Annotated in this window: 11 protein-coding genes and 1 tRNA gene; 6 read left to right on the forward strand and 6 right to left on the reverse strand. The window is 69.5% G+C overall.

What is annotated here, in order from left to right:
* The first annotated feature begins 33 nt into the window (after window positions 1-33).
* The 4 genes from pstS (at window position 34) to pstB (ending at window position 4164) form a co-directional block, all read left to right on the forward strand.
* Window positions 34-1131 carry a phosphate ABC transporter substrate-binding protein PstS gene (gene pstS, locus C8E83_RS12495; RefSeq protein WP_121370198.1) on the forward strand — a complete coding sequence of 366 codons (1098 nt, stop codon included), beginning with the start codon at window positions 34-36 and terminating at the stop codon, window positions 1129-1131.
* Between the two features lie 168 nt (window positions 1132-1299).
* Window positions 1300-2259, forward strand: coding sequence for a phosphate ABC transporter permease subunit PstC (gene pstC, locus C8E83_RS12500; protein ID WP_121370199.1), 960 nt, complete (start codon window positions 1300-1302; stop codon window positions 2257-2259).
* The gene (pstA, locus tag C8E83_RS12505) at window positions 2259-3335 is read left to right on the forward strand and encodes a phosphate ABC transporter permease PstA (RefSeq protein ID WP_121370200.1); all 1077 of its coding nucleotides are present in this window, start codon (window positions 2259-2261) and stop codon (window positions 3333-3335) included. The genes pstC and pstA overlap by 1 nt, the downstream gene beginning before the upstream one ends.
* A gap of 49 nt (window positions 3336-3384) precedes the next feature.
* Complete coding sequence (gene pstB / locus C8E83_RS12510; protein ID WP_121370201.1) at window positions 3385-4164, forward strand: phosphate ABC transporter ATP-binding protein PstB; 780 nt, start codon at window positions 3385-3387, stop codon at window positions 4162-4164.
* 319 nt (window positions 4165-4483) lie between these two features.
* Here pstB and C8E83_RS12515 read toward each other — a convergent pair whose 3' ends face one another.
* The 3 genes from C8E83_RS12515 to C8E83_RS12525 all read right to left on the reverse strand — a co-directional run bounded on the left by C8E83_RS12515 (window position 4484) and on the right by C8E83_RS12525 (window position 7143).
* Complete coding sequence (locus tag C8E83_RS12515) at window positions 4484-5383, reverse strand: anti-sigma factor (RefSeq protein WP_121370202.1); 900 nt, start codon at window positions 5381-5383, stop codon at window positions 4484-4486.
* The gene (locus C8E83_RS12520; RefSeq protein WP_121370203.1) at window positions 5380-5979 is read right to left on the reverse strand and encodes a sigma-70 family RNA polymerase sigma factor; all 600 of its coding nucleotides are present in this window, start codon (window positions 5977-5979) and stop codon (window positions 5380-5382) included. The genes C8E83_RS12515 and C8E83_RS12520 overlap by 4 nt, the downstream gene beginning before the upstream one ends.
* A gap of 531 nt (window positions 5980-6510) precedes the next feature.
* Window positions 6511-7143 (reverse strand): DNA-directed RNA polymerase subunit beta, encoded by a 633-nt coding sequence (locus tag C8E83_RS12525; protein WP_121370204.1) that lies wholly within the window; start codon window positions 7141-7143, stop codon window positions 6511-6513.
* Between the two features lie 46 nt (window positions 7144-7189).
* On the opposite strand from C8E83_RS12525, the gene C8E83_RS12530 reads away from it, so the two are divergent.
* Window positions 7190-7262: transfer RNA gene (locus C8E83_RS12530), tRNA-Lys, on the forward strand.
* 520 nt (window positions 7263-7782) lie between these two features.
* On the opposite strand, the gene C8E83_RS12535 is transcribed toward C8E83_RS12530, so the two are convergent.
* The gene (locus C8E83_RS12535; protein WP_121370205.1) at window positions 7783-8679 is read right to left on the reverse strand and encodes an alpha/beta hydrolase; all 897 of its coding nucleotides are present in this window, start codon (window positions 8677-8679) and stop codon (window positions 7783-7785) included.
* A 44-nt stretch (window positions 8680-8723) separates the two neighbouring features.
* Here C8E83_RS12535 and C8E83_RS12540 point away from each other — a divergent pair, with 44 nt between their 5' ends.
* Window positions 8724-9197 (forward strand): MarR family winged helix-turn-helix transcriptional regulator, encoded by a 474-nt coding sequence (locus C8E83_RS12540; RefSeq protein WP_121370206.1) that lies wholly within the window; start codon window positions 8724-8726, stop codon window positions 9195-9197.
* On the opposite strand, the gene C8E83_RS12545 is transcribed toward C8E83_RS12540, so the two are convergent.
* Both C8E83_RS12545 and C8E83_RS12550 read right to left on the reverse strand, forming a co-directional pair.
* A complete protein-coding gene (locus tag C8E83_RS12545) occupies window positions 9198-10139 on the reverse strand; it encodes an aldose 1-epimerase family protein (RefSeq protein ID WP_121370207.1) in 942 nt (313 codons plus the stop codon).
* Window positions 10136-10954, reverse strand: a complete 819-nt coding sequence (locus C8E83_RS12550) for a DeoR/GlpR family DNA-binding transcription regulator (RefSeq protein ID WP_245981661.1) — start codon at window positions 10952-10954, stop codon at window positions 10136-10138. Before C8E83_RS12550 ends, C8E83_RS12545 begins: the two co-directional genes overlap by 4 nt.
* Window positions 10955-11022 lie beyond the last annotated feature (68 nt).

An 11022-nucleotide genomic window follows, 5' to 3' on the forward strand; every position in this document is an offset into this window, starting at 1 on the left:
GCAACGTGACTTCACTCCCGAAAAGGAACCCCTGTGAACAAGAAGCGAATCGGCAGCATCGCCGCCATCGCCGCTGTGGCCGCGATCGCCCTCAGCTCCTGCGCCGCGAACGAGTCGTCGACTCCCGCCGCCTCGTCGACCTCGACCGCCAAGCCTGTCTCGGGCACCATCAACGGCATCGGCTCGTCCGCTCAGGGCACCGCTGAGACCACCTGGATCGCGGGCTTCCAGCAGGCCAACCCCGACGCCACCGTCAACTACGACCCCCAGGGCTCGGGCGCCGGCCGCACCAGCTTCGCCTCGGGCGCCGCCAACTTCGCCGGATCCGACGCCGCTCTCGCCGACGCCGACCTCGCCGGCTCGTTCGCCGCGTGCGCCGCCGGCACCAAGGGCATCGACATCCCCGTCTACATCTCGCCCATCGCGATCGCGTACAACGTCTCCGGCGTGACCGACCTCACCCTCGACGCCTCCACCATCGCGAAGATCTTCTCGGGCAAGATCACCAAGTGGAACGACCCGGCGATCAAGGCCCTCAACTCGAGCGCCACGCTCCCCGACGCCTCGATCACCGTCGTGCACCGCTCGGACGACTCGGGCACCACGCAGAACTTCACCGAGTACCTCTCGAGCCAGGCGTCCAGCGTCTGGACCGCTCCGGCCTCGCAGACGTTCCCCTACAAGGTCGGTGACGCCGCCAAGGGCACCCCGGGTGTCGCCTCGGCCGTGAAGAACTCGACCAACTCGATCGCCTACATCGACGACTCCGGCGCGACCGGCCTGTCGAAGGCGAAGCTCATGGTCGGCAGCACCGCCACCGACATCAGCGCCAAGGGTGCTGCCGCCGTCGTCGCAAAGTCGCCGCTCGTCTCGGGCCGCGCCAAGAACGACATCGCCGTCAACATCGACCGCTCGCTGACCGCCAAGGGCGACTGGCCGATCGTCCTGGTCTCGTACCTCATCGCGTGCCAGAACTACAAGGACGCCGCTGTCGGCAAGGAGGTCAAGGCGTACGCCCAGTACGTGACCACCCCTGCCGCTCAGACCGCTGCCGCCGGCCAGGCCGGCTCGGCGCCGCTCTCCGGCTCGCTGTCGACGAAGGCTCAGGCCGCCGCCGCCACCATCAAGTAACACCCCGATGAAGGCCTGGGTCGCGGATCTACCGCGACCCAGGCCCCGTCTGGTTCACTCGTCTGAACCGCGCACCACCCGGCTCCACCAGCACCTCCGCACCACCGGCAACACGCTCCATCACCCGACAGTCATGCGGCCACAGGGCCAGAGCAGGAATTCGACTTCATGACCGCATCCGCGGAATCCCCCGCCCGCACCGACCGCCGGCCCAAGGCCACGGTCCGGCTCGGCGACAGGGTCTTCTCCCTCTCGACAGTCGTCGCGGGAACCCTGATCCTGGTCGTCCTCGCGGCCGTGGCCCTGTTCCTCATCGTCCAGTCGATCCCGGCCCTCACGGCCAAGGTCGGCACCCTGCCCGACCAGGCGACGAACTTCTGGTCGTACGTCGGGCCCCTCGTCTTCGGCACCGTCTGGGCCGCGTTCCTCGCCCTCCTGATGGCGACGCCGCTCTCGATCGGCATCGCGCTCTTCATCTCGCACTACGCGCCGCGCCGGATCAGCCAGGTGCTCGGCTACATCATCGACCTGCTGGCCGCGGTGCCCTCGGTCGTGTTCGGCCTCTGGGGCGTCCTGATCCTGGCGCCGTTCGTCCAGCCCTTCTACAACACGCTGGTCAACCACGTCGGCTGGTTCCCGCTCTTCGCCGGCCCCGTCTCGGGCACCGGCAAGACGATCCTCACCGCCGCCATCGTGCTGGCCGTGATGTGCATCCCGATCATGACGGCCGTCATGCGCGAGATCTTCCTCCAGGCACCGCGCCTCCACGAGGAGGCCGCACTGGCCCTCGGCGCGACGCGCTGGGAGATGATCCGCATGGCGGTCCTGCCGTTCGCCCGCTCGGGCATCGTGTCGGCAATCATGCTCGGCCTCGGCCGCGCCCTCGGTGAGACCCTCGCCATCGCGATCGTGCTCTCGCCCGCCACCGTGATCAGCTTCGCGGTGCTCGGCAGCCAGAACCCCAACACGATCGCCGCGAACATCGCGCTCCAGTTCGCCGAGGCCCAGGGCGTCGGCCTGAACGCCCTCATCGCCTCCGGCCTCGTCCTCTTCGTCATCACGCTGCTGATCAACATGGCAGCACGCTTCATCGTCAACCGCCGCAAGGCCTTCTCGGGAGCCAACTGATGTCGGTCGCCGTCCGCAACACCCGCGCCAACACGCTGACCGCCGGCAAGCTGCCGAAGTTCGCGCCCTGGGGCCTGCTCGCGATCAGCTGGGCCATCTTCGTCGCCGTCTTCCTCCTGCTCAAGGCATCGGGGTCGACGAAGGACTTCAACATCGTCGGCGCCCTCTTCTTCGGCACGATCCTGTTCGACGTCCTCATCGTCGTCATCTCGATGGTCGTCGAGGGGGGCCGCAAGGCGAAGGACCGCCTCGTCACGTCGCTCGTGATGTCGGCCTTCATCGTCGTGCTCCTGCCGCTCGTGTCGCTCGTCTACACGGTGATCTCGCGCGGTGTCGCCCGCTTCGACGTCCAGTACTTCACCTACTCGATGCGCAACGTCATCAGCGTGGGCGGCGGCGCCCTCCACGCGATCGTGGGCACACTCGAGATCACCGCGTTCGCGACCCTGATCAGCGTGCCGGTCGGCATCCTGACGTCGATCTACCTGGTCGAGTACGGCCGCGGCCGCCTCGCTCGCGCGATCACCTTCTTCGTCGACGTCATGACCGGCATCCCCTCGATCGTCGCCGGCCTCTTCGCCTACGCGCTCTTCGCCCTCATCGCGGGCCCCGCGATCCGCAACGGCGCCATGGGCTCCATCGCCCTGAGCGTGCTGATGATCCCCATCGTGGTGCGGTCGAGCGAGGAGATCCTCAAGATCGTGCCGAACGAGCTCCGCGAGGCGAGCTACGCGCTCGGCGTGCCCCGCTGGCTCACGATCGTCAAGATCGTGCTGCCGACGTCGTTCGCCGGCCTCGCCACCGGCGTCGTTCTCGCCATCTCGCGAGTCATCGGCGAGACCGCGCCGCTGCTGCTCACGACCGGCTTCACGACCGACATGAACTACGACCTCTTCAGCGACAGGATGATGACGCTCCCGGTCTTCGTGTACACGCAGTACGCGCAGCAGGGGCCCGACGCGACCCCGTACCTGGAGCGGGCCTGGACCGGCGCACTCGTGCTGATCCTGATCGTCATGGCCCTGAACCTGATCGCACGCATCATCGGCCGCTTCTTCGCCCCGCGCGGACGCTAGCCGCCACCCCAGACCCAGCCCGACGCAGCAACCCCGAAAAAGGAACCACGTGTCCAAGCGCATCGAAGTCAAAGACCTCAACGTCTACTACAGCAAGTTCCGTGCCGTCGAAGACGTCAACATCACCATCGAGCCCCGCACGGTGACGGCGTTCATCGGGCCGTCGGGCTGCGGCAAGTCGACGTTCCTCCGCACGCTCAACCGCATGCACGAGGTCATCCCCGGCGCCTACGTCGAGGGCGAGGTCCTCATCGACGGCAACGACCTCTACGCACCGGGCGTCGACCCGGTGCTCGTCCGCCGTCAGGTCGGCATGGTGTTCCAGCGCCCGAACCCGTTCCCGACGATGTCGATCCGCGAGAACGTCCTGGCGGGCGTGAAGCTCAACAACCGCCGCATGGGCAAGAGCGAGTCCGACGACCTCGTCGAGAAGTCGCTCACCGGCGCGAACCTCTGGAACGAGGTCAAGGACCGCCTCGACAAGCCGGGCTCGGGCCTCTCCGGCGGACAGCAGCAGCGCCTCTGCATCGCGCGCGCCGTCGCGGTCTCCCCCGACGTGATCCTCATGGACGAGCCCTGCTCGGCTCTCGACCCGATCTCGACCCTCGCGATCGAGGACCTCATCGAGGAGCTCAAGCAGGAGTACACGATCGTCATCGTGACCCACAACATGCAGCAGGCGTCGCGCGTCTCCGACAAGACGGCGTTCTTCAACATCGCCGGCACCGGCAAGCCCGGCAAGCTCATCGAGTACAACGACACCGCGACGATGTTCTCGAACCCGACCGTGCAGGCCACCGAGGACTACGTCTCGGGCCGCTTCGGTTGATCGGCGCTCCCGTCTGACGGCGACGGCCCCGCTCCCCTCGTGGGGGCGGGGCCGTCGGCGTTCGTGGGTGTGTCGTGCGTTCGGGAGGAGATGCCGGCCGACGGTCCTCCTGAGCGGCGGGAGGGCGCACAGTTTCCTCCCGGGGCGTCGCTCGCCGAGCCGATTTCCTTCCGGACGCCGCCGAGTTCCTCCCGAAGCGAGAGCCCACCGGGCGGCAATGGCACCGGTGCGCGTTCGGGAGGAAGAACATCCTCCCGGGCGCAGGGTGCGAGTGGTGCCGCTGACAACGCGTGCGGCCCACCCGAGCCGCGAGGCAGACCTAGACCGGGATCGCGGCGATCGGCGTCGTGGTCGGCTGCTTCGAGCCGCCCTTCGGCTCGACCGTGATGCCGACCGTGGCGCCTGAGGTCAGGTCGCCCTTCAGCACCTGAGTCAGGGTGCCCGACTTCGTCGAGACGAGCCCGGCCGACTTGATCACGGCGCCGTTGATGTACCAGAGCTGATAGGTCTTCGACGTCGGCAGCGTAGCGACGCCGTCGAGCACGACGGCGGACTGCCCGAGCGCGGCCGACCAGTAGACGGTGGCGGTGCCGCCGGCGGCGATCTTCGCCGAGGCGTGCTGGACGTCGCTCGCCGCGAGGATCCGCGACGCGTCGGTCGAGCTGTTCGCGGTGGGTCCGGCGATCTGCGACACGACGGGTGCCGGCTGATGCTGGTTGAGGATCGCACCGCCGCCGAAGAACAGCGCGGCAGCGGCGGCCGCACCGGCCAGCAGAGCGGCGGGCCGCAGGAACCAGCGCTGGTGGGCGAGGGGTGTGGGCCGCAGGAGCTCGCCGGAGGCGACCTCGCCGACGGTGACCACGGCGGGCCCCGTCGCCCGGGGGGAGGTCTCGGGCGGAAGGACTGCTGCATCCTGCGCCCTGTCGGCCACGGGAGGGACGAGCGTGAGTGCCGGAAGCTGCGGCGTCGAGTCGAGCAGGTCGAGGATGCTCGAGCGGAGGCCTGCGGAGGGTGTGACCGGCGGGACGGCGCGGCCGAGAAGGAGTGCTGTCTCGTTCAGCTCGGCCACCTCTCTCTGCAGGTCGGGGTTGTCGTGGAGTCGCTCTTCGAAGAGCGTTCGTTCGGGGTCGGTGAGGGCGTTCAGCGCGTAGGCGGCCGACATCGCGTCGATCTCGTCCATGCCGTCGCCTCCGAAGGTGTTGTCGTCGTCGTTGCTCATGACGCCACCCCCAGTTCGTCGCGGAGACGGATCATTCCGTCTCGAAGTCGGGTCTTGACCGTGCCGATCGGCACGTTCAGCATCGACGACACCTCGCTGTGCGAGTAGCCGCCGTAGTAGGCCAGCGTCACTGCCTGACGTTGGAGTTCGGTGAGCCTGTCGAGCGCTCGCTCGACTCGTTCGTGCTCGATGCGGATCTCGACCTGCTCGGTCACCGAGTCGAACTCGGTGTCGAAGTCGCGGATTCCGATCTTGGTGTCCCGATCGCGGCTGGACTGGCTGGCCCTGACGCGATCGACCGCCCTGCGGTGGGCCATGGTGAGCATCCAGCTCGCGGCATTGCCTCTCGACGAGTCGAAGCGCGATGCCTGCTGCCAGATCTCGAGGAATACCTCCTGGGTCACTTCTTCCGACTGTGAATGGTCTTTCAGCAGCCGCTTGATGAGCCCCAGGATTCTCGGAGCGGTCTGGTCGTACAGCGAGGCGAAGGCGACCCGATCGCCGGTGGCGACCCGCGCGAGGAGCTGCTCGGGCGTGGCGGAATCGCTCACACCCGCATCAGGCTCGTCGATGTCGCGGCTCACGAGTACCAGCATGTCAGGTCGTACCTGCATCTGCACACGACATGCGGCGGGTGGCTACCGCGGAGGGCCTCTCGTGCGATGGCCGTCTGGGATGGCAAGAAGCCCGGGTCGCACGAGAGGTCCGCCGCAGTGAACCGATCGGATGAGCGGTTCGCATGTCGATGAAGACGCGGTCTTTCTCTCGCAAGGGTGTTCGGCGCACCCGCCCGGGTGGTTTGCTCCGATCGCAGAAAATCTTTGCGAACGAGCGAGTTCGTCTCTCGACACCCTGTATCGGCAGAATCGACGGGTCGCCAGAGCACGGGATGCAGGAGGCACAGGGCGCAGGAGCAGCCGGAAGGCCTGCACACACGAGGGCCAGCAGACACAGAGGCGCCGGGCCGCAGAACGCCTCTCGGCGCGAGGCCGCTCGAAGCGGCTAAATTTGGAGCCCGGGGTTACTGCGGCCCGGCGTCCTCTACTGTAGCGACCTCGTGCCGTGCGGTGGCCCGCTTCCGCACTCGGCGAACACGTGCAACGCGGGTGTGTCGGGCGGGGCGGCCCCTAGGTCAGGCTGCCGTCGCGCCACAGGCCGGCGCAGGCCGACAGGTCGGCGGCGAGCTCGGAGAACCGCAGGCCCCGCCGGGTGAACTCGCTCGAGCGGTCCGGCTCGACCACGTCGACGTCGTCGGCCACGCTCGTGGCGCCCGCCGCCGCGATCCGGCAGAACGAGGCGCCGCGGTCGAGGGCGAGGCCGAAGTCGCCGTCGAACACGCCGCGCAGGATCGTGTCGGCCAGCTCGACGATCTCCTCCGGGCTCGCCGGCGCCGGAGCCCCCACGACCACGGGGTCGATCGTCGAGAGCTCGCGCACGCCGCGCTCGAACAGGTACGTGATGTCGTCCGGGTTCGCACGGATCACCGCGCGGGTGAGGTAGATGCGCCACAGGGCGCCGGGAAGCGAGTGGGGCGTTGCTCCTGCCCAGAGCTCGGCCAGCGCGTCGATGCCGTGCGAATCGGTGAACGCGACGAGGCGGTCGAGGATCTCGGGCGTGGGATCCTGCCGCACCCGGGCCAGCAGCGCCGCCGCCGACTCGTGCGCCACACGGTGCATGACCGCAGGATCGTCGCCACCCTGGAACGCCTCGAACTCTCGGCCGCCGAACTGGGCGGGGCGGTGGAAGTCGCGAGAAGTCATCGGAGCAAGGGTACTCGCCCGCTTGCTAGGCTTGTTCGGCTAGCTAGGGCCTCTAGCTCAGTCGGTAGAGCATCGGACTTTTAATCCGTTGGTCGTGGGTTCGAGCCCCACGGGGCCCACGAAATCCTGGATCGATCCTGCGGGGGCGCCAGGATCTCGTCGTGCTCGTCTGGCTCGCTGCGCTCGCGTCGCGGCGGAGCCGCTCAGCCTGCCGGGTGTCTCATCCCCCGTGAAGGTTGCCGCTCGCGTCGCGGCTTCGCCGCTCGGTGTCCCGGGTGTCTGCCGGCCCGTGCGAGTGCCTTTCGGGAGGATATTTTTCCTCCCGAACGAGCGTCGGTGACATTGCCGCCCGGTGGGCTCTCGCTTCGGGAGGAACTCGGCGGCGCTCGGGAGGAAATCGGCTCGGCGAGCGACGCCCCGGGAGGAAACTGCGCGACCTCCCACCGCTCAGGAGGACCGTCGGCCGGCATCTCCTCCCTGCCGCGCCTCGCGCTCCCTGTCGAGCGTGCGATTCGAGCTTCGGGAGGATAGTTCTCCTCCTCAGCGTGCGCACCGCGCGATCGGCACACCCTGCCGCGCCTACGGGAGGAACTATCTTCCTCCCGAACGCGCGCCGGCGGCGCGGCGCGGCCCGGCCACTCAGGCGGGCACACGCTCCGCGACGAACGCAGCGGCACGCGCGAGCGCCGCGTCGGCCTCGTCGAGCCGCCCGGCGAACATCTGGAATACGTGCGGCACGTCGGCCGTCACGTCGAGCACGACGTCGACCGACGCGTCGATCGCCCGCTGGGCCAGCCGCACCGTGTCGTCGAGCAGCACCTCGTTCGTGCCGACCTGCAGCAGCAGCGGCGGGAACCCCTCGAGCGAGGCCAGCGTCGCCGGCGACAGGAGCTCCTGCGCGGGGTCGGCCCCGTCGAGGTACAGCGGCGTGGTCGCAGCGAACGACGCGCGCGAGAAGATCGGATCGACGCCGTCCTTCGTGTCCATGCTGCGGCCCGTCCGCGTCGCGTCGAGCCCCGCCGAGAAGGTCACGACGGCTCCTGGCATCGGAAGCCCCTCGCGCCGCGCCGCGAGGAGGGTCGTGATCGACAGCCCTCCCCCGGCCGAGTCGCCGGCGACGACGATGCGCGACGGGTCGACCCCCTGCTGCAGGAGCTCGCGGTACGCCGCCACACCGTCGTCGATCCCCGCCGGGAAAGGGTGCTCGGGCGCGAGCCGATAGTCGACCGACACGGCCTCCATTCCGGTGCGGGAGACGAGCTGCCCGGTGAGGCCGAGGGCGGTCTGCGGCGAGCCCACGATCCAGGCCCCGCCGTGGAAGTACAGGATGACGCCGGGCCGCGTGGCTCCGCCGACCGGCTCCACTCGGAGCGCTGGCCGCCCGCCCAGCGTCGTGTCAGACGACACGACGTCGCCGGGCACGACGCACTGCTCCATGAAGGAGGCGAACGCCTCGCGACGATCGGTCATGGTGTCGCCGCCGAGGGTGAAAGCACGCAGCTCGGCGTCGAGGTCCTGTCGCTGTTCGAGAGTCATGGAAGTCCTTCCGTTCCGATGTAGATGCCGCTACAGTATATGCCGTGGCAACTAAATGGGAAGACCCATCCGCGGCGAGAGCGTTCTTCGACGACCTGCTCATCGCCGAGATCCGGCTCTACAACGCGCTCGAGGCGAGGCTGCGCGAGGGCGAGGCCGCGTCGGTGGCGCAGCTCGGCTTCCTGCGCTACGTGCGCGACCACGAGGGCGCGCGCGTCGCCGACATCGCCGCCTGGCTGGCGCTCGGGGTGGGCGCGACGAGCAAGGGCGTCGACCGCCTCGAGAAGCTCGGGTGGCTCGAGCGGCGGCCGAATCCGGAAGACCGGCGATCGTCGCTGCTGGCACTCACCGACGAGGGGGCGGCGGCGCTGGCGAGGGCCGAGCCTGTCGCCGATGAGGCCCTCGCCGGGCTCCTGCGCCCTGTCGACGACGAGGCCGATCTCGGGGCCGCGGCGGACGCCCTCACCGCATTGCGGGTGTCGCTCGAGGCGCGCGGGCTCGGCCTGCCGACCGGTTGATCAGGCGGTCGGCCCGGCGTAGGTGACGCCCCAGGTGCCGCTCCAGGTCTCGCCCTCGTCGAGCCAGCGCAGCCCCTCGCCCGAGGCGAGCGCGTTGGCCGGCGCGGTCATCGGCTCGGCGGCGAACGCCAGGCCCTTCACGCCGTCGCGAGGGAAGTTCCGCGGCGTGAAGACCTGCACGTACGGGAAGTTCGCGTCCTGCCACATCGTGGTCGACGAGCCGTCGGGCGCGGTCAGCCGCGTGTGGCGCCGCCCCTGGTCGTCGGTCGCGATGTCGCGGTAGCAGGCGTCGATGTCGAGGTCGCCGAGCACGGGCGAGCCGCTGAGGTCGAACGGCGTGCCGGCCACCGGCGACGTGCCCACGGGGATGCTGCGCACGTTCGTCTCGAATCGCGTCGCGGCGTCGAGCGTGACGGTCAGGGTCGCAGGATCGTGGTCACCCACCCGGAAGAACGGGTGCGACCCCACGGCGAACGGCGCCCGGCCGGGCCCGCGGTTGGTGATCGTGTGCGTGACGACGAGGCCGTCGGCGACGAGCTCGTGCCGCACGGTCGTGTCGAGGCGGAACGGCCAGCCGTGCTGCGGGAAGACGCTCGCCGACTGGGTCACCGCGTGCGGCTCGACCGACACCGGGCGGTAGGGCGTGTAGCGCAGGAGCCCGTGGCTCGCGTTGCCCTTCGCCACCTCCGTGATGTCGAGCTGCTGCGTCTGCCCGTCCAGAGTCCACGTGCCCCCGTCGACGCGGTTCGGCCACGGCACGAGCGTGATGCCGCATGCGGACGGCGGCGTCTCGTGCTCGGCGAACGTCTCGGCGATCGCGACGCCGCCGACCTCCAGCGCGCGGAGCCCGCCCGCGACCTCGGTGACGATGGCCGTGACGGTGGTGCCTGCGGCGTCGAGGGTGAGGTGGTACTGCTCGCCGGTCGGGGCGGTGTCGGTCACGTGGGTTCCTTCTCGTCGGGGGTGTCCGCCTCGATCACCGCGAGGCCCGCGGCCCGCAGCTCGTCGATCGACGACGCGTCGGCACCGGCGGTGATGAGCCCGTCGAACGAGGCGAGCGGCCCGATCACACCGAGGTGCGCCGTACCTATCTTGCTCCCGTCGGCGACGACGTACGACCGGCGGGCGACGCGAACCATGACCCGCTTGAGGTCCGTCTCGGGCAGGTTGACGTTCGTCACGCCGTGCGAGGCGTCGACGCCGGTGCAGCCGAGGAAGGCGAGGTCGGCCGTGACCGTCTCGAACACGGACTGCGCGAGCGGGTTCACGAGCGAGTGCTGCAACGGCCGCAGGGTGCCGCCGGTGACGATCACGGTGAAGCGCGGGACGGCCCGTTCCAGGGCGAGGGCGATGGTGAGTCCGTTGGTGACGACGGTCACGTCGGTGAGGTCGGTCCGCTCGAGGAGGGCTTCCGCGATCCTGGTGGTCGTGGTGCCGACGTCGAGGACGACGCACTGGCCGCTTCGCACGAGGCTCGCGGCCCGGACGCCGATCGCCCGCTTCGCCTCGGCGCCGGTCGCCTGCACCTCTTCGAAGGGGCGCTCGACCGGCGCGCCGGTCGACGGCAGCGCGCCGCCGTGCACACGGGTGAGGCGGCCGTCGGCCTCGAGCGCGGCGAAGTCGCTGCGCACCGTGACCTCCGACGTGCCGAGCTGCCGTGCGAGGTCGGCCGTGCGGGCGAAGCCGTGCGTCTCGACGATCGCGAGGATGCGATCGCGGCGTCTGCGGGCGTCGAGGCCGGACGGGGTGGATTCCACGGTCCCACCTTCGTATACTTTCGTTGTCTTTCGCAAGACAAAGCCGTCAGCTGCGCATCCGAGGAGGG

The organism is Frondihabitans australicus (assembly GCF_003634555.1).
GTDB classification, from domain to species: domain Bacteria; phylum Actinomycetota; class Actinomycetes; order Actinomycetales; family Microbacteriaceae; genus Frondihabitans; species Frondihabitans australicus.